This window comes from Hanstruepera ponticola (assembly GCF_002940745.1).
GTDB classification, from domain to species: Bacteria; Bacteroidota; Bacteroidia; order Flavobacteriales; family Flavobacteriaceae; genus Hanstruepera; species Hanstruepera ponticola.
In genome coordinates this window covers 1,740,919-1,763,642 of sequence record NZ_POTB01000001.1, presented here as the reverse complement: position 1 = coordinate 1,763,642, position 22,724 = coordinate 1,740,919, and the positions used below count along the sequence as shown (strand labels likewise).

At 30.5% G+C, this 22,724-nt stretch carries 23 protein-coding genes; 22 read left to right on the top strand and 1 reads right to left on the bottom strand.

Going from position 1 to position 22,724, the window contains the following annotated elements:
* Positions 1–5: 5 nt before the first annotated feature.
* The 22 genes from C1S72_RS08045 to C1S72_RS07940 all read left to right on the top strand — a co-directional run bounded on the left by C1S72_RS08045 (position 6) and on the right by C1S72_RS07940 (position 21,567).
* Positions 6–1,064, top strand: coding sequence for a hypothetical protein (locus tag C1S72_RS08045; RefSeq protein ID WP_104735102.1), 1,059 nt, complete (start codon positions 6–8; stop codon positions 1,062–1,064).
* Positions 1,054–2,109 (top strand): dTDP-glucose 4,6-dehydratase, encoded by a 1,056-nt coding sequence (rfbB, locus tag C1S72_RS08040; protein ID WP_104735101.1) that lies wholly within the window; start codon positions 1,054–1,056, stop codon positions 2,107–2,109. The genes C1S72_RS08045 and rfbB overlap by 11 nt, the downstream gene beginning before the upstream one ends.
* On the top strand, positions 2,109–2,978 hold the full coding sequence (rfbA, locus tag C1S72_RS08035) for a glucose-1-phosphate thymidylyltransferase RfbA (RefSeq protein WP_104735100.1): 870 nt from the start codon (positions 2,109–2,111) through the stop codon (positions 2,976–2,978). The genes rfbB and rfbA overlap by 1 nt, the downstream gene beginning before the upstream one ends.
* Positions 2,975–3,523, top strand: coding sequence for a dTDP-4-dehydrorhamnose 3,5-epimerase (gene rfbC / locus C1S72_RS08030; protein WP_104735099.1), 549 nt, complete (start codon positions 2,975–2,977; stop codon positions 3,521–3,523). Before rfbA ends, rfbC begins: the two co-directional genes overlap by 4 nt.
* A 32-nt stretch (positions 3,524–3,555) precedes the next feature.
* A complete protein-coding gene (gene rfbD, locus C1S72_RS08025; RefSeq protein WP_104735098.1) occupies positions 3,556–4,413 on the top strand; it encodes a dTDP-4-dehydrorhamnose reductase in 858 nt (285 codons plus the stop codon).
* Positions 4,406–5,200 carry a 3'(2'),5'-bisphosphate nucleotidase CysQ gene (gene cysQ / locus C1S72_RS08020; RefSeq protein ID WP_104735097.1) on the top strand — a complete coding sequence of 265 codons (795 nt, stop codon included), beginning with the start codon at positions 4,406–4,408 and terminating at the stop codon, positions 5,198–5,200. Before rfbD ends, cysQ begins: the two co-directional genes overlap by 8 nt.
* A gap of 6 nt (positions 5,201–5,206) precedes the next feature.
* Positions 5,207–5,656, top strand: a complete 450-nt coding sequence (locus tag C1S72_RS08015) for a DUF2061 domain-containing protein (RefSeq protein ID WP_104735096.1) — start codon at positions 5,207–5,209, stop codon at positions 5,654–5,656.
* 5 nt (positions 5,657–5,661) lie between these two features.
* Entirely contained in the window at positions 5,662–6,264 is a 603-nt protein-coding gene (gene cysC, locus C1S72_RS08010) for an adenylyl-sulfate kinase (protein ID WP_104735095.1), read from the top strand.
* A complete protein-coding gene (gene cysD, locus C1S72_RS08005; protein ID WP_104735094.1) occupies positions 6,257–7,162 on the top strand; it encodes a sulfate adenylyltransferase subunit CysD in 906 nt (301 codons plus the stop codon). The genes cysC and cysD overlap by 8 nt, the downstream gene beginning before the upstream one ends.
* An 81-nt stretch (positions 7,163–7,243) precedes the next feature.
* Positions 7,244–8,497, top strand: a complete 1,254-nt coding sequence (cysN, locus tag C1S72_RS08000) for a sulfate adenylyltransferase subunit CysN (protein WP_104735093.1) — start codon at positions 7,244–7,246, stop codon at positions 8,495–8,497.
* 14 nt (positions 8,498–8,511) lie between these two features.
* Entirely contained in the window at positions 8,512–9,057 is a 546-nt protein-coding gene (locus C1S72_RS07995) for a hypothetical protein (protein ID WP_104735092.1), read from the top strand.
* A 13-nt stretch (positions 9,058–9,070) separates the two neighbouring features.
* On the top strand, positions 9,071–9,970 hold the full coding sequence (locus C1S72_RS07990; protein ID WP_104735091.1) for a sulfotransferase domain-containing protein: 900 nt from the start codon (positions 9,071–9,073) through the stop codon (positions 9,968–9,970).
* A gap of 12 nt (positions 9,971–9,982) precedes the next feature.
* Positions 9,983–11,302 (top strand): flippase, encoded by a 1,320-nt coding sequence (locus C1S72_RS07985; RefSeq protein WP_104735090.1) that lies wholly within the window; start codon positions 9,983–9,985, stop codon positions 11,300–11,302.
* Positions 11,299–12,156, top strand: a complete 858-nt coding sequence (locus tag C1S72_RS07980; protein ID WP_104735089.1) for a sulfotransferase — start codon at positions 11,299–11,301, stop codon at positions 12,154–12,156. Before C1S72_RS07985 ends, C1S72_RS07980 begins: the two co-directional genes overlap by 4 nt.
* A 2-nt stretch (positions 12,157–12,158) precedes the next feature.
* Positions 12,159–13,118 carry a glycosyltransferase gene (locus C1S72_RS07975; RefSeq protein ID WP_104735088.1) on the top strand — a complete coding sequence of 320 codons (960 nt, stop codon included), beginning with the start codon at positions 12,159–12,161 and terminating at the stop codon, positions 13,116–13,118.
* A 746-nt stretch (positions 13,119–13,864) separates the two neighbouring features.
* Positions 13,865–14,374, top strand: coding sequence for a hypothetical protein (locus tag C1S72_RS14440; protein ID WP_205527087.1), 510 nt, complete (start codon positions 13,865–13,867; stop codon positions 14,372–14,374).
* Positions 14,331–15,521 (top strand): glycosyltransferase, encoded by a 1,191-nt coding sequence (locus tag C1S72_RS07965; protein ID WP_104735086.1) that lies wholly within the window; start codon positions 14,331–14,333, stop codon positions 15,519–15,521. Before C1S72_RS14440 ends, C1S72_RS07965 begins: the two co-directional genes overlap by 44 nt.
* Complete coding sequence (locus C1S72_RS07960) at positions 15,505–16,794, top strand: O-antigen ligase family protein (RefSeq protein WP_104735085.1); 1,290 nt, start codon at positions 15,505–15,507, stop codon at positions 16,792–16,794. Before C1S72_RS07965 ends, C1S72_RS07960 begins: the two co-directional genes overlap by 17 nt.
* Complete coding sequence (locus tag C1S72_RS07955) at positions 16,739–17,833, top strand: DUF1972 domain-containing protein (RefSeq protein ID WP_104735084.1); 1,095 nt, start codon at positions 16,739–16,741, stop codon at positions 17,831–17,833. The genes C1S72_RS07960 and C1S72_RS07955 overlap by 56 nt, the downstream gene beginning before the upstream one ends.
* Before the next feature lie 74 nt (positions 17,834–17,907).
* The gene (locus C1S72_RS07950) at positions 17,908–19,209 is read left to right on the top strand and encodes a UDP-glucose dehydrogenase family protein (protein ID WP_104735083.1); all 1,302 of its coding nucleotides are present in this window, start codon (positions 17,908–17,910) and stop codon (positions 19,207–19,209) included.
* A gap of 10 nt (positions 19,210–19,219) precedes the next feature.
* A complete protein-coding gene (locus tag C1S72_RS07945) occupies positions 19,220–20,206 on the top strand; it encodes a UDP-glucuronic acid decarboxylase family protein (RefSeq protein ID WP_104735082.1) in 987 nt (328 codons plus the stop codon).
* A complete protein-coding gene (locus C1S72_RS07940; protein WP_104735081.1) occupies positions 20,206–21,567 on the top strand; it encodes an undecaprenyl-phosphate glucose phosphotransferase in 1,362 nt (453 codons plus the stop codon). Before C1S72_RS07945 ends, C1S72_RS07940 begins: the two co-directional genes overlap by 1 nt.
* Here the strand turns inward: C1S72_RS07940 and C1S72_RS07935 are convergent.
* The gene (locus C1S72_RS07935) at positions 21,564–22,724 is read right to left on the bottom strand and encodes a glycosyltransferase family 4 protein (RefSeq protein WP_104735080.1); all 1,161 of its coding nucleotides are present in this window, start codon (positions 22,722–22,724) and stop codon (positions 21,564–21,566) included. The genes C1S72_RS07940 and C1S72_RS07935 overlap by 4 nt on opposite strands.

Here is a 22,724-nt window from a genome sequence, read left to right as displayed (position 1 = left end):
TAGATATGAGCAGTCAACCACAACAGCCAAACACTAATGATGAGGTGGATTTAATTCAACTTTTTAAAATAATTGGTAAAGGGTTTAATAGAATTTTCAATTTTATTGGATCAATTGTAAAAAGTTTATTTTCTATAATAATTTACGCACTAAAACCATTTGTTATATATTTCAAAATCATAATTATTTCCCTGGTAGTAGCAGGTATTTTAGGCTATACACTGGATATGATTAAACCTAAAATTTATAGCTCTAGAATATTGGTAAAACCCTATTTTGACTCAAAATATCAGCTAGTAAGTACAATAAACTATTATAATGCATTAATAGCAGATGAAAATTATCAATCCTTATCTAATATATTTGAATTAAGTGAGACTGAAGTTCAGAAAATAACGGGTTTCGAGATAAATATGGGACCAGAAACCGAAAATGAGAGAATTATTGAATTCAATGATTTTTTAAAGGGACTTGATAGCACTAGAGCAAGTAGCATTACCTATGAAGATTTTGTTGAAAACAGAAGTATTTATTCAGGGAACTTATTTGAAATAGAAGTGTTTTCTTTACAGAAAAATATTTTTTCCAAACTTGAGAATGGAATAGGAAACTCATTTACAAACAAATATTCTGAAAAGAAAATGAAAAAAAGAGACTCTTTGATTGCCATTCAAAAAGAGACTTTAGAGCTTCAACTTGAGGAAGTAGGTGCGTTACAGGAGGTGTATATTCGTGTACTAGAAGAAGAATCTAAATCTACTTCAACTGAAATTAATCTTGGAGGGGAAGGTTTGTCATTAAATAAAGATAAAACCCAAACAAAAGAGTTTGAGTTATTGAATAAAGAAATACAATTAAGAAATGAATTAAAATCACTTGATGAGAAAAAGGTTGAAGAGGACGTTTTTTTTGATGTGATAGCCAGTTTTCAAGAGGTTGGAACGAGTGAGGTTGAATGGTATAAAAGATTTACGATAGTTTTACCTGTTTTAGCGTTTATTTTACTTTGTTTGGTGTATTTAACTAGGAAAGCCGTTCCGTTTATAAAGAATTATGAAGCATAGAAAACCAATTTTAATCACAGGAGGAGCAGGGTTTATAGGCTCTCATGTATTACGTTTATTCTTAACAAAGTATCCTAATTATCAGATATTCAATTTAGACGCTTTAACTTACGCAGGGAATTTAGAGAATTTAAAAGATGTTGAAAATCTCCCAAATTATACATTTTTAAAAGCAGACATTACGAACACTAAAGAGATTAATAATCTTTTTGAATTGTATAAATTTGAGAGTGTTATTCATTTAGCAGCGGAATCACATGTGGATAGATCCATTTCGGACCCATTAGCATTTGTAAAAACCAATGTTATTGGCACAATGGTTTTGCTAAATGCTTTCAAAAATTTATGGAGTCAGAATTTTACTAACAAACTATTTTATCATATAAGTACAGATGAGGTTTATGGATCATTAGGCGAAACAGGTTTGTTCACTGAAATGACTTCTTATGACCCCAATTCCCCTTATTCAGCTTCAAAAGCGAGTTCTGACCACTTTGTAAGAGCTTATGGAGAAACATATAATATACCGTATGTTATTTCTAATTGCTCAAATAATTATGGTGAAAATCAGTTTCCAGAAAAACTTATTCCGTTATTTATAAATAATATTCTAAACAATAAACCACTACCAGTTTATGGTGATGGTAATTACACTAGAGATTGGCTTTACGTAAAAGACCATGCAGAAGCTATTTATTTAGTTTTCCATAAAGGGAAGAATAAACAAACCTATAATATTGGTGGATTCAACGAATGGAAAAACATTGATTTAGTTCAGCTACTTTGTAAGCAGATGGACGAAAAACTAAACAAACCAAGAGGAACATCCGAAAGCTTAATTATGTTTGTTAAAGATAGACCAGGTCATGACTTAAGATATGCTATTGACGCATCAAAAATAAACAAAGAACTTGGCTGGAAACCCTCCGTTACTTTCGAGCAAGGGTTGTCAAAGACAATTGATTGGTATTTAAACAACAAAGGCTGGCTAGAGAATGTTACTTCTGGTGCCTATCAAAATTATTACAAAAAGCAATATCATTAATGAAAGGAATTATACTAGCTGGCGGATCAGGAACTAGACTTCACCCATTAACATTATCTATTAGTAAGCAACTTATGCCTATTTATGATAAGCCTATGATTTATTACCCGCTTTCTACACTAATGTATGCAGGTATTCAAGATATTTTAATTATTTCAACACCTAAAGATTTACCGTTATTTAAGGATCTATTAGGTGACGGAAAAAAATATGGTTGTAATTTTGAATATGCAATTCAAGAACACCCAAATGGATTAGCAGAAGCCTTCATTATTGGAGAAGATTTTATTGGAAATGACAAAGTAGCTCTTATTTTAGGGGACAACATATTTTATGGAACAGGTTTAGCCAAGCTTTTGCAAAGTAACAATGATCCAGATGGAGGTGTTATTTATGCTTATCGAGTTCACGACCCAGAACGTTACGGAGTTGTTGAGTTTGATAAGGAGGGTAAAGCGATATCCATCGAAGAAAAACCAGAGAGTCCAAAATCTAATTACGCGGTTCCTGGCATCTACTTTTACGATAATTCGGTAATTAATATTGCCAAAAACATTAAACCAAGCCATAGAGGAGAGCTTGAAATAACCGATGTTAATAAAGCCTATTTGAGCAAAGAGAAATTAAGTGTTAGCATATTAGATCGCGGAACAGCTTGGCTTGATACAGGAACATTTCAATCTTTAATGCAAGCCTCCCAATTTATTGAAGTAATTGAAGAGAGACAGGGGTTAAAAATAGGATCTATAGAGGCTGCTGCTTTTGAAATGAATTATATAACTTCACAACAATTTAATGATTTAGCAATTCCGTTACTTAAAAGTGGCTATGGAAAGAATCTTTTAGGATTATTGAACGCAAGAAAATGAAAGTAACTGAAACAAAATTAAAAGGTTCTTTTGTTATTGAACCAGACATTTTTAAAGATAATAGAGGCTATTTTTTTGAATCATTTAACCAAAAAAAATTTATGCTACATACAGGCCTGAAAATTGACTTTATACAAGATAATGAATCATTTTCAACTAAAGGTGTGTTAAGAGGACTTCACTATCAAGAGGGAGAATTTGCCCAAGCAAAATTAGTGCGTGTAATTAAAGGTTCGGTTTTAGATGTCGTAGTAGATATTAGAAAAAACTCAACTACATTTGGTGAGCATTTTTCTATATTATTGACTGAAGAAAACAAAAAGCAATTTTTTGTTCCCAAAGGCTTTGCTCATGGTTTTGTTGTCTTGAGTAACACAGCAATTTTTTCTTATAAGTGCGATAATTTTTATAACAAACCTGCAGAAAGAGGCATATTATTTAGCGATTCTAGCCTCAATATTGACTGGAAACTACCCTATAATGAACTTATAGTATCGGAAAAAGATATAGCTTTGCCAACAATGGAAAAAGCAGTGTTTATTTAATTCTTTTTCTTAACAACACTATATCAATCTCTATGAAGACGATTTTGGTTACAGGAGGTAATGGTCAGTTAGCACTTTGCATCAAAAAATTGACCGCTGTTTACCCTGAAATTAGTTTTATTTTTGCTGGACATAAAGAATTAGATATTTCCGATCCTGAAAAAGTGAAAAGGGTTTTTGCTAAAAAAAATTTTGATTGGTGCATTAATTGTGCTGCATATACCAAAGTCGATTTAGCTGAATCTGAACCAGAAAAAGCATTTCTAATTAACAAAGAAGGCTCCAAAAATTTAGCAAATATTTGTAAAGAAAATAATACGAAACTTATCCATATTTCAACAGATTTTGTTTTTGATGGTGCCGGTAAAACACCTTATTTAGAAAGCAGTATTACTAACCCTATTAATATTTATGGGCTTTCAAAACTACAAGGAGAACTTGAAATTGAGAAAGCACTTAAAGAATATTATATCATAAGGACAAGCTGGCTTTATTCTGAATATGGTAAGAACTTTTTAAGAACCATGTTACGTTTGTCTAAAAACAATAAAGAATTAAAAGTAGTCAATGATCAAAATGGTTCACCTACTTATGCAGGTGATTTAGCTGAAGTAATTCTTAAAATAATTGAAGATGATTCGGAAAATTATGGTCTTTATAATTATAGTAATAAAGGTCAAACTACCTGGTATGGGTTTGCCAAAGAAATTTTTCAACTAACAGGAGGTAATACTCAAGTTAAACCAATAGATTCAGAAGAATATAGAACGGCAGCCAAACGGCCTCAATACAGTGTTTTAAATTGTGACAAAATTGAAGAAGCCTATAAATTAGAAATACCAAACTGGAAAACAAGTTTAAAAAAAGCTATTACCAAACTATATGAATAAAAATTTAGCAATTGCGATAGAAGCCTCTTTAAAAGCAGGAAAGGTCATTATGGAGGTGTATGATACTGCTTTTAATGTGGAATTAAAGGATGACAAATCACCTTTAACTGAAGCTGATAAAAAAGCTAATGATATTATTAATTCTTATTTATTTGACACAGACATACCGATTATCAGTGAAGAAAACAAACAAACGGATTATACTGTGAGAAGTAAGTGGACAGATTGCTGGGTTGTAGATCCAGTTGATGGCACCAAAGAATTTATAAAAAGAAATGGTGAATTTACAGTAAACATTGCTTACGTTAAAAATGGCCTACCAATTTTAGGAGTAATTTATGTTCCGGCTATAAAAGTTCTTTATTTTGCTGATGTATCAAACAATTTAGCACACAAGGTACAGCTAGAATCGCATGATGCATTGATTGATGAGGTTGTCAAAAATTCTGAAATTCTAAAACCTAAACGTACAGATTCAAACGAGGTTCATGTTGTTGGAAGCCGTTCACATATGAGTCAGGAGACTTTGGATTTTGTAGAGAATTTAAAACAATCAGGAAAATCTGTAGAAATTGTATCAAAAGGAAGCTCCTTAAAGTTTTGTTTGGTTGCTGAAGGTCATGCAGATGTGTACCCAAGGTATGCGCCAACTATGGAGTGGGACACAGCTGCAGGTCAGGCCATTTGTAATGCGGTTGGTGTTCAAGTAATTTCTCATGAAACCAATCAACCATTATTATATAACAAAGAAAATTTGTTAAACCCTTGGTTTCTTGTATCCAAATAATATAGTATGACGAAATACAAACAAGAATCTCATGCTAGAAGCCTTTTAAAAGGTATTTCTTGGCGAATAGTTGCAACGTCAGATACTATTCTGGTGGTTCTTTTGGTAACCTGTCTTACTGGTAATTGTAGTATAGATCATGCCATAAAAATTGGTGCCGCTGAATTTCTAATCAAATTTATTATTTATTACTTTCATGAACGATTTTGGCAATTTGTACAACGTGATGGTGTTGTAACATCAAGAAAAACACTTTACAAAACAATATCTTGGCGTATAGTGGCTACAACTATGACATTCTTTATTTCTGGAGCAATATTAAACGCCTATGATGAAATTGCGTTATATATAGCTATTACCGAATTATTTACGAAATTTGCACTGTATTATTTACACGAACGTATGTGGTTGAAATTACCGCTTGGAAAAATTCGAAATTTCTTTAAGAAAAACTAAAATTAATGAACAAAAATATTGTTCCTCACGATTATCAAATTTCAAAGGAAGATAGACAAAAATTAAAAAAGCACAATTCTTTTCTTTTGTGGTTTACGGGTCTTTCAGGATCAGGAAAATCCACAATAGCAAATGTCGTAGAACAAGAGTTATTTCGTTTAGGCATAAATACGTATTCATTAGATGGTGACAATATTAGGAAAGGTATAAATAGCGATTTAACATTTTCTCCTGAAGATAGGACTGAAAACATAAGAAGAATTGCAGAAGTAGCCAACTTACTTGTTGATGCAGGAATTGTAACCCTTGCAGCCTTTGTTTCACCATATAAAAAAGACCGTGAGAACATTAAAAGTGTCGTTAAAGATGTTAACTTTGTCGAGATTTATGTGAACACCAGTTTAGAAGAATGTGAACGACGCGATGTAAAAGGACTTTATAAAAAAGCTCGTGCTGGTGAAATAAAAAACATGACAGGAATATCAGCTCCTTATGAGGCACCTGAAAATCCAGATATTGAGATAAATACTGAAGAAGTATCTGTTGAAATAGCAGTGAAACAGATATTAGATTATATAAGACCAAAATTACAACTCAAAAATGAGTAAGTATTATTTAAATTATCTAGACGAGTTAGAAAGCGAGGCTATTTTTGTTTTGCGCGAAGTATGGGCTCAATTTGAAAACCCTGTCATCTTGTTTTCAGGAGGCAAGGATTCTATTCTTGTGACACATTTAGCTAAAAAAGCATTTTATCCAGCAAAGATTCCTTTTCCACTTATGCATGTGGATACAGGACATAATTTCCCTGAAACCATTCAATTTAGAGATGACATCATTAAAGAATTGGGTGTTCAGTTAATAGTTGGCTCTGTGCAAGAATCAATAGATGAAGGACGGGTAGCTGAAGAACGTGGTAAAAATGCTACTAGAAATGCTTTACAGATCACAACACTTTTAGATGCCATTGAGGCCAATAAAATAGATTGCGCCATAGGAGGCGGAAGACGAGATGAAGAAAAAGCAAGAGCGAAAGAACGCTTTTTTTCACATAGAGACGATTTTGGGCAGTGGGATCCAAAAAACCAGCGTCCAGAATTATGGAATATCTTTAACGGAAAACACTTTGAAGGTGAACATTTTAGAGCGTTTCCAATAAGTAATTGGACTGAAATGGATGTTTGGAATTATATAAAACGTGAAAATATAGCTATTCCATCTTTGTATTTTGCTCATGAACGCGAAGTGGTTTGGCGTCAAGACTCATGGATTCCAAATTCAGAGTTTCTGGTTTTAGAAGACCATGAGGAAATTGTAACTAAAAAAATTCGTTTTAGAACTTTAGGTGATATTACCATTACAGGTGGAATAGAGTCAGACGCTGATACTTTAGAAAAAATCGCCGATGAAGTCTCTGGTATGCGCCAAACTGAGCGTGGAAACAGAAGTGATGACAAACGTTCAGAGTCCGCTATGGAAGACCGTAAGCGTCAAGGATATTTTTAATCAAATTTATAAATCAATTGTCATACTGAATTCTACATTGAAGCATTGAAAGATAATTCAGTATCTCATATAAAAAGTAGCATGTTAGATAACAATCAATTATTACGGTTTACAACAGCAGGAAGTGTTGACGATGGGAAGAGTACATTAATTGGACGTTTACTTTACGATTCAAAATCTATTTTTGAAGACCAATTACAAGCTATTGAAAACACGAGTAAAAAGAAAGGACACAACGGAGTTGATTTAGCTCTATTTACTGACGGATTAAGAGACGAAAGGGAGCAAGGTATCACCATTGATGTGGCTTATCGTTATTTTACAACCCCAAAAAGGAAGTTTATAATTGCCGACACTCCAGGTCATATTCAATATACTAGAAATATGGTTACTGGAGCCTCAACAGCCAATGCAGCTATTATTTTGGTAGATGCTAGACATGGCGTTATTGAACAAACAAGGAGGCATTCTTTTATTGCTTCATTGCTTCAAATCCCACACGTTATAGTATGTATAAATAAAATGGATTTGGTTGATTATTCTGAAGAAGCGTACAACAAAGTCATTGAGCAATTTGAAGAATTTTCTTCTAAAATGTTGGTGAAAGATGTTCGTTTTATACCCATTAGTGCCTTATTAGGAGATAATGTGGTTAATCGCTCAAAAAACATGGATTGGTATCAAGGAGCACCATTATTACACACACTTGAAACCATGCACATTAGTAGTGATATTAACAAAGTAGATGCACGTTTTCCTGTTCAAACTGTTTTAAGACCACAACGAGATGGTTTTATTGACTATAGAGGGTATGCAGGACGAGTTGCTAGTGGTGTATTAAGAAAAGGTGATGAGGTGACGGTTATGCCTTCTGGTTTTACTTCAAAAATTAAGTCTATTGATACTCTGGAAGGCGAACATGATGAAGCCTTTGCCCCAATGTCAGTTGCAATAACATTAGAGGACGATATAGATATTAGTCGAGGTGATATGATTGTCAGATCAAATAATAAACCAGAAGCGTCACAAGACTTGGAAGTCATGCTTTGTTGGTTGCACAATGATGCCGCCAAGCCAAGAGCTAAATACACTATCAAGCATACTTCCAACGAGCAAAAGGCCATGATAAAAGAAGTTGTTTATAAGTATGATATTAATACACTTGAGCGTAATATGCATGATAAAGACTTAGGTATGAATGATATTTCTAAAGTTAAAATTCGTACTACAAAACCGCTAATGGTTGATTCTTACAGAGAAAACAGAACAACAGGAAGTATTATACTTGTTGATGACGCAACCAATGAAACGGTTGCTGCCGGGATGATTGTTTAACAAATAATTTTATAATGAGAATAGTTATATTGGTTTTTCTTTTCCTATTTTTTGTTGGATGCAAACAAGATAAGAGTGAATTACTAAATAAAAATCACAGCGAAAAAAAAGAAATTGACAACGCCTTGAAATCACAATTCATTGTAGATTTAGAAGTTATTGTTAGCAATGATGAAGTTTTTGAAATGTTTTACCAAGATTATGATAACCATAAATATACCTGGAAAACAAAAATAAAAAAGAAAATAAAAGGGAGTGATAAACTTCAAACTATTAGATTTAAAATGCCTGAAACTTATTTTCCTAAAAGCTTAAGATTTGATTTTGGAGATAATCCCGAAACAAAGTACATTAAATTTGTGTCTTTAAAAATGACATATGAAGACCTTAACATCACTATTAATCCTGCAGAGTTTGGAGCTTTTTTTGTGTCTAATTCTTATGTTACTTACAACAAGAATACCGGAGAGATTACTACAAAAAAAATAAAGGGTAAATATGATCCATATTTTGATTCTAAACCAGTATTCAAACAACGATTAAAAATTGAAGCAAGATAATTTGTTGTAGTTTATGGAAAAAAAAAAGACAATTTTTTTTTGTATTGGCACCCAAAAAGCTGGCACAACAACTCTACACGATATATTATCTCAAAATAAAGAAATAGCCCTTCCAAAGGATAAAGAAACACATTTTTTTTCACTCACATCGCTTTATAATTCAAACGAACAAGATTATTTAAAAAAATACTTTAATTCAAAACAATTAAAGCATGCTAAAATAGTTGGAGAGATTGACCCGAGTTATAGCTATTTCAATGACACAGAAAAAAGGATTTTTAACACGTTTTCAAAAAAATATAATATAAAATTTATTTTTATTTTGAGAGACCCAGTGAAAAGGGCTTATTCACATTACTTAATGAGTAAAAGACGAGGTTATGAGAATTTAACTTTCATGGAAGCTGTTTCAAACGAAAATGAACGCATAAAAGCGGATCATTTTTCAAATGTTAATTTCAGTTACATTTCTAGAGGGTTTTATAGTTGCCAAATAGAAAATTACCTTAAATACTTTGATTTAAAAGACTTTTTGTTTGTTCGATTTGAAGATGATTTTATTCAAAATAAGCAGCAAACTCTCACTAAAATTGAAAGTTTTTTAAAGATAAAGCACTTTAATTATAATTTTGATTTAAAAAGCAACCCAGCTTCAGAACCTAAAAGTGAAATCGTTAGAGACATCCTTTTTAAGGATAATAGGTTTAAAACTTTTTTTTCTAAACTTGTTTTTTCAAGTCGAGTGAGAAAAACTATTAAAAAAACAGTTACCAATTTAAATTTAAAGGAAACTGAAAATAGTAGATTGGATGATGCGACCTTAAAAAGACTATACCAAACTCATTATAAAGCTGAAGTCGAGTTATTAGAAAAAAAAATAGAACTGAATCTTTCAAGCTGGAAGCATTATTAATATAGTTGCTTTATGAAAAAATTATTTTCACCTTTTTCTTTAAAGGAAAACATGTTAAAAAGTAGCATGATAGTTATGTTCTTAAAAGGGATAGGAATACTTCTTGGCTATTTATTAACCGTGATTATTTCTAAAAAGTATGGTCCTAATGGTTTAGGAGTATATAGTATAGCCTATACTACAATTATTGTTTTTAGTTACTTCTCATCTTTTGGTTTAACATCATCAATTTTGAGGTTCGTGGGGCAGTTTTCAAAAGCAGATCAAGCCTATGAAAGGAAAAAACTTTATACTTATTCGTTAAAAATAATTTTTTTATTAAGTATTATTTTTTCAGCAATCACTTATGTTTTATCAAACTTTATTGCCACTTATATTTTTAAAGACCCTGTTTTTGATAAAACAATTAAAGCTGTAGCTTTCATAGCCCCCTTTTTTACATTGAATTTGATTAATGTAGAATTTTTAAGAGGATTAAGAAAAATAACGGCTTCCGAAATTTTCAGAACTGTTTTGATACCATTATCATGTTCTAGTTTAATATTAATCTTTGAGAAAACAACACAAAACATTCAATGGCCAGTTTACGCTTTAGGCATTAGTGTTTTAGCAATAAGTATTTGCTCTCTGATATTAATATATTTTAAAATTTCAAAGTATAAAAAAAAAGTACATTCAAAACTTCATTTAAAAACACTCCTCAAAACTTCTGCCCCAATGATGATAATAGGTTTAAGCTCATTTTTTATTGGAAATGTAAGCGTTTATATACTGCAAATATTTGAATCAAAATATCAAGTTGGTGTTTTTGCCCTCTCTTTAAAACTATCGCTATTTATAAGTTTTGTTCTTATAGGTGTAAATACAGTCATTGCACCTAAAATTTCAGAATTATATTGGTCTAATAAGAAGAACGATTTGAAGAAATTAATTCAGGTAAATACAAAATTTATATTTTGGTTATCATTTATAATATTTCTAATTATTATTCTATTTTCAAGACCTATTATTAATTTAATCAACGACGAATTCATAGATGGTGTTCCCATATTGATAATTTTAGCGATTGGACAATTAATAAATGCAACTTGCGGACCAGTTGGGTTATTATTAAACATGACGGGACATGAATCTATACTTATGAAAGCAACATTTGGAATTTTAATTCTTACAACAATACTCAATATATTTTTTGTATATCATTATGGGATATTAGGTGCCGCAATTGCAACTGCAGTGTCAATTTCATTAAAGAATTTAATTTTGGTACTTTTAGCTAAAAAGAAATTGCAAATAAACCCATTGTATATTCCATTCATCAATAAAATATGAATCATAGCCCAATAATAATAATCGGAATGCACAGATCAGGCACATCAATGCTTACGCGCTTTATAAGTGATTTAGGTGTTTTTATGGGTAATGATAAAAGCGAAAATGATGAATCAAAATTTTTTCAAAATGTAAATAGATGGCTACTATATCAATCAGGTGCTTCTTGGGACACACCGCTAAACTCCAATAATTTGAACCCATATTTTATTGAAAAGTCGTCTCAAATACTTGAGGATAGATTGCAGTCTATTTGGAGTGTGAAATATTTGGGCTTAAATAGGTTTTTAAAATATAGAGGAATTCTAAACACCAGAGAGCCATGGGGTTGGAAAGACCCAAGAAACACACTATTGTTACCCATATATAAAAAGGTTTTTCCAAATGCTAAAATTGTGCATATATACAGAAATCCAATTGATGTAGCGGTAAGTTTGCAAAAGAGAGAAAATAAGAAAAAGCAACAAAACAATAGCAAAAAAGAGAAACTAAAAATATTTTTTTTGAAATATGAGCGTGTTATTAATCATTCGCTAGTTGTTGAAGATTTAAAAAAAGGAATAAATTTATGGGAATTCTATACTGAAAAATCTTTTTCATCATCTAATTATTTTGATGATGTTATTCATATAAAATACGAAGATTTTCTTGAGGACCCAAGACCTGTTTTACATGACTTGTCAAGGTTTTTAAATATAGATCCCAATGAAGGTTTAATAAATAATGTTGTTGAGAAGGTGAATCCTAACAGAAGCTATGCATTTAGAACTAATGACGAATATCTAGCGCTTTATAACAAAATGAATAATAAGCCTTTAATGAAAAAGTTAGGCTATAACTCGATTATAAAATAATTATGGATGTATGTGCTGTAATTGTTAGTTATGGTGATAGAGCAGTTTTTTTTACTGAAGTAATAGAAAGATTAGCACAACACAATTTAATTAAATATATTGTTTTAGTCAACAATGATATACAAGGACAAAGTGCTGATAAACTTGAAGAATTAAGGAGTAATAAAAAAATAATTGTTGTTGATCAAGGTCATAATTCCGGATCAGCTAAAGGGTTTAAAGACGGCATTGAAAAAGCATTAAAACTAAGCACTGATTTTATTTGGCTTTTAGATGATGATAATTTACCTAAAGACAATGCTTTAAATGTTCTAGATAGTATTTGGAGAGATTTTTCAGTATCTGGAAAACAAAATTTTGCTCTTTTATCATATAGGCCAGATCGAGAAATTTATAAAAAAGCAATTTTAATGGAGTCTCCAAGCTTAATGCTTGGACCTGAAAATTCTTTTTTAGGATTTCATTTATTTGATAAATTAAAAAGAATAACATTAAATGAAAAGTCAAAACCATATAAAATTACAAATTACGGAAAGGTTTCTGTTGCTCCTTATGGAGGGCTGTTTTTTCATAAATCACTAATAAATATTATCGGTCTACCGGACACAAAATATTTTTTATATGGAGATGATTATGATTTTTCATATCGTATTACAACGAGAGGCAATGGAATTTACTTGGTTTTAAATAGTATTGTTGATGATTTGGAAAAATCATTCCATCTCAAAGAAACTAACAATAGGATTTTGAGTAATAGATTAATTAAAACAGATTCCAAAAGTAGGATTTATTATTTTGTGAGAAACGGTATTACCTTTGAGCAAAATTTTGTATCCAATAAAGCCATTTATATTTTTAATGCGGTAATCCATGTTTTTTTAACACTTTTAATATTATTTGCTAACCCAAGGCATTTATGGAAGTATAAATATTATTTAAAAGGGATAAAAGCTAGTTTATGATTAGATTAAAATCCATATACCAGTTTTCTTTTTACCTCGTAGCTCTAATTGTGTTTCTTTTTGGAGGTTTAATGCAGTTTTTTTTTGGAGTTTCTAGCACTGGACTTACAATAGGTTTGTGCTGCTTAATGCTTTTTAATTATTTTTTATATGTGATGGTACATAAAAGAATAGTTATTAATAAAATAGTATTAATCGCCATATTATATTGTGTTACTATTGTATTAAGTGGTTTTATTAATAATAGTCCACTGATCAATATCGTTGTTTATTGTTTGTTTCCACTTCTACCCTTAAGTGTTTTTTTGTTTTTTTACATTAACTATGAAAACAATTTTATTGTTCCAAAAGCAATTTTTAAGATTATATTTTTTATTGCTCTCATTCAACTTCCAATACTTTTAATTCAAAGATATTTCTATGATATTCTTATAATTTTCAATCATAGTGGACAAACAATAAAGTCATTTGATTTCTTGTTTGGTAGTTTTCTTTTAAAGTCTGACCATTCCCTTGGCTGTTTCTTGTTGTTTACCACAATCAGCCTCTTATTTAACATATCAGGTGTTAGGAAATATATTAAGTTTCCAATAATTATTGCAATATACTTAAGTATCTCGTTGTTGTTTTCTGAATCTAATATTTCAAAAGCACTACTTGTTTTAACATGGGTTGTTTTTTTAGTCAACTATTTACAGAGAATGATACCTAGAGAGCTTTTTACTAGGAAGTTTTTCCTTGTGTTAGTGTTATCATTATTTGCTTTGGGATTTTATAATATCAGAAACATCGAATTGATTACCTCTAAAGTTGGTGGAACCTTTGAAAATCACTATACAGTGGAAAAATCAACCAGGTTTTTTTATGAAGGAACAGCAAAAAGAGAACAAATAGTTATTTTTGCTTTATCCGAATTAGACACGAAATATATAGGTGATGGCCCTTACTCATATTTTGATATAAGGACTGGTGAGTTCAAAAACACGATTCACTTCTCTCAAATAATTTGGACTTATTTTGATCTCGGTTTGGTAGGCTTAATATTAATTTTTCTATATGCCTACTATTTAATAAAATATATGGTCCCCAATAATAGAAAAATGTTTTTCAGTTTATTATTTTTAACTGGCATTTATATGTTCTACACAACACCATTTTCAGAAATAGGTATTTTGTTTAACTTATTTTTGTTTTTTAATATCAAAAGCGATAATGAATGTAACAATTATTCCTTTCCACGATTGGAGAAAAAATGAAAAAGAAGGTTTTAGAACTAGAGATGCTCATTTTATCAAAGCATTAATGACTAGTCATGAAGTTGATAAATTGTTAATTGTTAACAGACCTACAACATTTTTAGAGTTATTATACAAAAAACATTCTAAAAAATTGAACGGAAAACTGATTCACATAAAGGGAAATTTTTCCCTTTATGAAGTAGCAAACAATACGTATGTAGTAGATTGGATTTCCAATGACATATTTAATCAAGTTTTAAGGAAACAAAAATGGTTTATTAATGTTTATAACAGAGCATCTTACTCAAATTTTATAAAAGAATGTTGGGAGTTTTTAAATTTTACATCACCTACATTATTGTCGCAAAACATTTTTTCATACAAATTGACTTGTAGCTTACCTGCAAACAGAAAAGTGTTTGATGCTTGGGATAATTTTTTAAAATTTCCAGCTTACAATAGCATTAATAATGATTTAAAAGCAGGTTATCGTTCTCTTTCTAAAGAATCGATTCCATGGGTGACAAATTCACTTGAAAATATAGCTTTTTTTAAAGCAAATTTTAATGTGAGAAAGATATCACTTCTTAAAAATGGAGTAAACACCAATTTTGTAAAGCAAGAAAAAGGACAACCAACAGAATTAGACAAAATAAAAAGACCTATTATAGGATTTGGAGGAAAGATATCTTATTTACTGAATGTAGATCTAATTAATTTTTTAACAAAAGACAACCCACAATGTTCATTTGTTTTTGTAGGTCAAATATTAGACAGTAAAGTATATGACTCTATTAAGAAACTTAAGAATGTGTTTTTTTTAGGAGACAAACATTATGATGATTATCCAGATTTTGTTTTAAACTTTGATGTCTGTATTATACCATATAATGTTGGTGAAAAACAGCATGGAGGTGATTCAATTAAAGCTTATGAATACTTAGCTACTGGAAAAAAAGTTGTTGGCACATACGGGAATGGGCTAGAAGATTTAGAAGATTTTATTTATTTATGTGACACACCAGAAGCTTTTTCCGAGGAGCTAAAGAGTATAGAAAACCATAAACCAAAACTAAATATATCAGATTATTCATGGGCTAAAAAATCCAAACACTTGATAGATATATTAAGCGGTAGACATACAGAAAATGATATTGAAATTTGAAAAGATTAAAGACCCTTTAATCAAAACATTATTATTATGTTTTGTTGTTGCTGCAATTCCATTTAAACTTAATTTGGGAAATTTGGCTATTATTTTAGCCCTCACATACAATGTACTATTTTTTGAAAAAGGAAATTTTAGAAAACTCACAAAAGGAGGATTCATATTACCTTTACTGCTATTTGCGTTTATTTTAATCAGCAGCATATTCAGTAAGAATGATTATGGTATTAAGCGTTTAGATCTAGAGTTTTTATCTTTAGCTGTAACATTGATTGTAATCAATTTTAATTTTACCAAAAAAAACTTATCGTACATTTTCAAATCATTTTACTTTTCAAATATTTTAAGTGTTACAATATTGCTCGCTATCGCATTTTTGGGACTCATAAATGGCGGAAATATTTCTGAGGTGTCATTTCACAATTTCACAGCCCTTTTTGATCAGCACCCAGTTTTTTTCTCAATGTATCTTTCTTTGGCATTAGGGATTTCAATAAATACAAACCTTGGTTTAACAAAACATCAGTTAATATTTGGTTACCTACTTCTAATAAGTGGAATAATATTCTGTGCGTCAAAGGCTGTAATTTTATTTGATTTATTTGCAATTTTGACTTTCTGTTTGTTAAATTCAAGAAGAAAGCATAAAGCTATTTTGTTAATTTTTTTTGTTTTCTCAATTGTATTTATAAATGTACCATTCCTTAAAAAAAGATTTACCGAAGGTCTTGAGTTTAAAAAAGAAATTATTGATTTTCATCCAACTAATGATTTTAGCCTCAAAAAACGTTTTAGTTATGATGAGAAATCAAACATTAGTGATTTAGAATTACGATATATATTGGCTAAAATTGGCTTGTATCATCAAATAGAAGACAAAAAACTAATATTTGGTTATGGTAAAGGAGATTCAAAAGATTATTTAAATTACTATTTGTTTTCTTACAATTTAGGGCCAAATTGGTTTGAAGACTTCAACTTACATAATCAGTATTTAGACATCCTTTTTAATTTAGGCACTTTAGCCTTAATAATCTTTCTTATATATTTGTATTACAGTATTAGAATAGCCTTTAAAAGAAAAGACTATAATCACATCTTTTTTATTTTATTTTTTAGCTTTGTTTTTTTATTTGACGCACCATTAACAATCAATAAGGGCATTGTTTTCTTTTATGTTTTTAATGCTATATTTATTTTTAAAGAATTAGCTTTTGAAAGTAACAATTTTAGGTACCAGAGGAATTCCAAACCATCATGGAGGCTTTGAACAGTTTGCAGAATATTTTGCTTGTTTTTTAGCTGAAAGTGGACACGATGTATCAGTTTATAATTCGAGTAGTCATCCTTACAAGAAACAAATTTACAAAGGGGTTAAAATCATCCACTGTTTTGATCCAGAAGAAAAAATAGGTACTGTTGGGCAATTTATATACGATTTCAATTGCATCCTTGATTTAAGGAAAAGAAATAATGATATTATTTTGCAACTAGGCTACACTAGTAGTTCTATTTGGTGGCGTTTAATTCCTAAAAAACCAATTCTAATTACAAATATGGATGGGCTTGAATGGAAACGATCCAAATACACAAGACCAATTCAACACTTTTTAAAATTTGCTGAAAAGTTAGCCGTAAAATCAAGTGATTATTTGATTTCTGATTCCGAGGGCATTAAAAGTTATCTAAAGGATGAGTTTTGCAAAACGTCCAAATATATTGCCTATGGTGCAAAACCATTTAATAATCCAAACAAAGATGTTTTAAGTAGTTATAATTTAAAAGCTTTTGATTTTGACATGTTAGTCGCAAGACTAGAACCTGAAAATAACATTGAGGTTATACTAGAAGGTGTTGCAATAGCTAAAGATAAACGACCATTTTTGGTTATAGGAAAACATGATTCCAATAAGTTTGGAGAGTATCTGAAACAAAAATTTTCAATCAATAAAAACATAAAGTTTTTAGGAGGTATATATGATATTGAAATCTTAAATAATTTGAGATATTTTTCAAATATTTATTTTCATGGTCATTCGGTTGGTGGCACCAATCCATCTTTATTAGAGGCTATGGCATCAAAATCGCTTATTGTTGCACACGATAATGAATTCAATAAAGCTATTTTGAAAGATAATGCGTTCTACTTTAAGGATTCACGAGATGTAAATAAAGCCTTAAATACTTTAAGTAAAAAAGACAATTTGGAAAAAGTAGATGCTTGTTATAAAGATATCTGCCAACTATTTAGCTGGGAAAAAATCAATAATGATTATTTAGAATTTTTCAATTCTTGCTTGAAATTTTAAAAATTTTTCTCACACAATTAAATAATTAAAACCTTTTATTATTTTCTATATTTGTTCACCTAAAAAAATGTAAAATGAAAATATCAGTCATAGGAACAGGCTATGTTGGATTAGTAACAGGGACTTGTCTTGCAGAAACAGGAAACGAAGTGCTTTGTGTGGATATAGACAAGGATAAAGTTGAGAGAATGCAGTCTGGAGAAGTGCCAATTTACGAACCTCATCTAGACATTTTATTTGAAAGGAATATAAAAGCGAATAGGCTAAAATTCTCAACTTCATTAAAGGAAGGATTAGAACACGGTGATATCCTTTTTCTAGCATTACCAACCCCAGAGGATGAAGACGGTTCTGCCGATTTAAAATATATTCTAGGAGTAGCCAACGATATTGGAAATCTAATAACACAATATAAGGTAATAGTAGATAAAAGTACTGTTCCAGTTGGCACATCTGAAAAAGTAAAAGCGGCAATTGAAAAGAACGCATCAGTTGATTTTGATGTGGTCTCTAATCCAGAGTTTTTACGAGAAGGTTTTGCAGTTGATGATTTTTTAAAACCTGAACGAATTGTGATTGGTGCATCTTCAGATAGGGCTATTAAACTTATGGAGAAATTATACAAACCTTTTGTAAGATCTGGTAATCCTATTATCATAATGGATGAAAAATCAGCGGAATTAACAAAATATGCTGCTAATTCATTTTTGGCCACTAAAATCACGTTTATGAATGAAATTGCAAACTTTTGTGATAAAGTTGGTGCTGATGTTGATAAAGTAAGAATAGGAATGGGTACAGACTCACGAATTGGAAAACGATTTTTATTTCCTGGAATTGGTTATGGAGGATCCTGCTTTCCAAAAGATGTAAAAGCACTTCATAAGTCAGGTAAGGATTCAAATTATAACTTTAAAATACTGGATGCTGTGATTAACGTTAATCACAAGCAAAAAACGATATTGGTTCCAAGAATACTAAAACACTTTGATCATAACTTGAAAGGCAAAAAAATTGCTGTTTGGGGATTAGCTTTTAAACCAGAAACTGACGATATCAGAGAGGCACCAGCTTTATATATAATTGATGAACTTTTAAAAGAAGGCGCTGATATTGCTGCATTTGATCCTGAAGCAATGCCAAACGTTAAAAGGAAATTAGGAGACAGTATAAGTTTTGGAACAAATATGTATGATGTGCTTATAAATGCAGATGCACTTGTAATTTGTACTGAATGGAGTATATTTAGAACACCAGATTTTAATAAGATTAGAGAGAGTTTAAATCATACTGTTATATTTGATGGTAGGAATTTGTATGATTCAAAAGACACGACTGAAAATGACATAACTTATTATTCAATTGGGAGACCATAAAAATTAATATATGAAACGTGTTTTAATTACTGGAGCTGCAGGGTTTTTAGGATCACACCTATGTGATAGATTTTTGTCAGAAGGTTTTAAAGTTATTGGAATGGATAATTTTATTACGGGAGATGAAAAAAATATTGAACATTTAAAACACGAATCTAATTTTAATTTTATTAATCACGATATTACGGAGTTTGTTTCTATTGATACAGACTTAGATTATATACTGCATTTTGCTTCGCCAGCTAGCCCTATAGATTACTTAAAAATACCAATTCAAACACTAAAAGTAGGTTCTTTAGGTACTCACAATTTGTTGGGTTTGGCCAAAGCCAAAAAAGCTAGAATTCTTATAGCTTCTACTTCTGAAGTATATGGAGACCCATTGGTTCATCCTCAAAGTGAGAAATACTATGGAAACGTGAATACTATAGGTCCTAGAGGCGTTTATGATGAAGCCAAGCGTTTTCAAGAATCAATTACCATGGCGTATCATAGGTTTCATGGTCTTGAAACTAGAATTGTCAGAATATTTAATACTTATGGTCCTCGAATGCGTCTAAATGATGGACGTGTAATACCAGCTTTTATGGGTCAGGCACTCCGAGGTGAGGACTTGACTATTTTTGGTGATGGGTCTCAAACTAGATCCTTTTGCTATGTTGATGATCAGGTAGAAGGTATTTTTAGATTAATGTTTAGTGATTACTCTTATCCAGTAAACATTGGTAATCCCAATGAGATAACTATCAAGGATTTTGCTAATGAAATAATTAAACTCACTGGTACTGCCCAAAAGGTAATATATAAAGACTTACCTAAAGACGACCCTTTACAGAGACAACCAGATATATCTTTGGCTAAATCGTTATTAAATTGGGAACCAAAAGTTAATAGGGCTGAAGGCATGGTAAAAACCTTTAATTACTTTAAGGGACTTTCTGATAAGGAACTAAATAAAAGGGAGCATAAAGATTTTTCAAAGCACATAAAGTATTAATGGGTAGTCATAAACACGGTAGATATTCAATTTATATAAGACCAATATCTTATTTTTTTGATTTGAGTATTATAAACGGGTTAGGTTTACTTTATTTTTTTAATGGCATTGTAGATCCATTCATTTTTGTTTTAGCAACTTCTGGTTCGTGGGTTGCACTCTCTTTGTTTTCAAAGTTTTATGAGGTTTACAGATACACAAGAGAAATAACAATAGTATCACTAATTTTTAGACAAATATTATTATTTGGATTGATATTATTTGCTTTTTCTGGCTTTTATCGCGAATTAAATATTCTTCCTAAAGTTATTATTAAATATATATTATCAATATTTATATTAATAGCCTTATTAAAATTCTCTATGTATTATTTACTTCAAAAGTATCGTACAGCTTTTGGAGGAAATTACCGAATTACGGTTATTTTAGGTAGAAACAAACAAACAAACTCTTTAGAAAATTTTTTTAAAAACAATCCTGAATATGGCTATATTCATAAAAAAACGTTTAACACTAAAGATTATGATTCTTTTGATTTAGAGGAGTGTTTTAGGTTTATTCGTCAAGAAAAAATAGACGAAATTTATTGTGCTGCTTCAGAACTATCTAACAAACAAATGAACAGAGTTGTTGATTTTGCTGATAACAATCTAAAAATTTTAAAATTTTTACCGGATAATAAGGACATTTACTCTAAAAAATTGAAATATGAATATTATGATTATATTCCAATTTTATCGTTAAGAGATATCCCTTTAGATTATCCAGTTAACCAATTCTTTAAAAGGTCTTTTGATATTATTTTTTCATCATTTGTAATAGTTTTTCTGCTTTCCTGGTTGACACCAATTATAGCTATTCTCATAAAATTGGAATCCAGAGGTCCTGTTTTTTTTAAACAATCAAGAAATGGTTTTAACTACAAAGAATTTGATTGCTATAAGTTTCGCTCTATGACGCCAAACAAAGACGCTCATCTATATCAGGCAACTAGGGGAGATCAACGAGTAACAAAAATTGGAAAATTCATTAGAAAAACTAGCATTGATGAACTACCACAATTTTATAATGTTTTGTTTGGAGACATGTCTGTTGTAGGGCCTAGACCACATATGGTTAGCCATACAAATATGTATGCAAAAAAAATAGACAAGTTTATGGTGAGACACTTTGTGAAACCAGGTATAACAGGGCTCGCTCAAGTAAGCGGATTTAGAGGCGAAGTAGAAACTGACAAGGATATTATAGGACGCGTAAAATATGATATTTTTTATATTGAAAATTGGTCCTTATTATTAGACTTAAAAATAATTACTAAAACCTTTATCAACACAATCAAAGGAGAGGAAAAAGCTTATTAAATAATGTTCTTTAGGCTTTTTAGTTGAATGTCAAAATTAAAATTTTCTAATGCAGTGTTCTTGATATGGTTACTTAAAGGAGGTGGAATATTTTGTGTTTTTATGATAGAGAGAACTTTTTTGAGCTCTTCATAATCACCAGATTCAGCTACCCAACCTAAACCATATTTTTTAACAATATCCTCGCCTTCACCTCCACCAAAATACAGCATAGGCAAGCCCAATTTGGCATATTCAAATATTTTTGAGGGAACAGAGCCGTAAATTCTGTTGAGTAATGGAATGATTGCTAGGTCATATTTTAAAAGTTCAACATGAAGCTGCTCTCTTGTCACTTCACCGTGATAAAAAATGGGAAGATCATTATTAGATACAAAAGCCTCAATTTTCTCTTTTTCTGCACCAGCTCCATAAATATGAAATTCCATGTTTTTGTAATCAAGTTCTTGGCATAACTTAAAAACACCTTGAGCTATTCCCAATAAACCAGCATACACCATTTTAAGTTTATTATCAGAACGAGTGTTAAGCCTAAGATTTTGAATTTTTATATCGGGATAATTTCTATATAAAAAAACCGCTTTTTTTGGATAAATTTTTAAAACATGATTTAAAATTTCTTGACTCTGCCCTAATACTAAATCTGCTTTTTTGTAATTATGATATTCTATTTTTTCTAAAATTTTATATCCTAGATTCTTTTTAAAAACACCTAGTTCAAAACCTGCAAGTGGCCATAAATCACTAACATTTAGGATTAATTTTCGCTTTTTCGCTTTTAAAAAAAGCATGCAGGTAAAGGCAACTATTAATGGAGGTGATTGCACTATAACTTTATTTGGTATTTTATGCCAAAGAAAATACCAAATCAAACTAAAACTGTAAGACAGCATAGCTATTAAACGCAGTATTTTGTTTTTTGAATTACTAGCAAATATCCAAAGTCTATGGATTTCTATATTGTTTTCACTAGTATAAGCACGAAATTTTCCTTTATACTCTTTAAAAACGCGTCCAGTGGGATAATTGGGTAAAGGCGTCAACACTGAAACATTAAAACCACTTTTTTGTAAACCATAAGCTAAATGAAATATTCTATTAGATGCTGCACCAGTTTCAGGAGGGAAATAGTTTGTGATAATTAATACCTCTTTCAT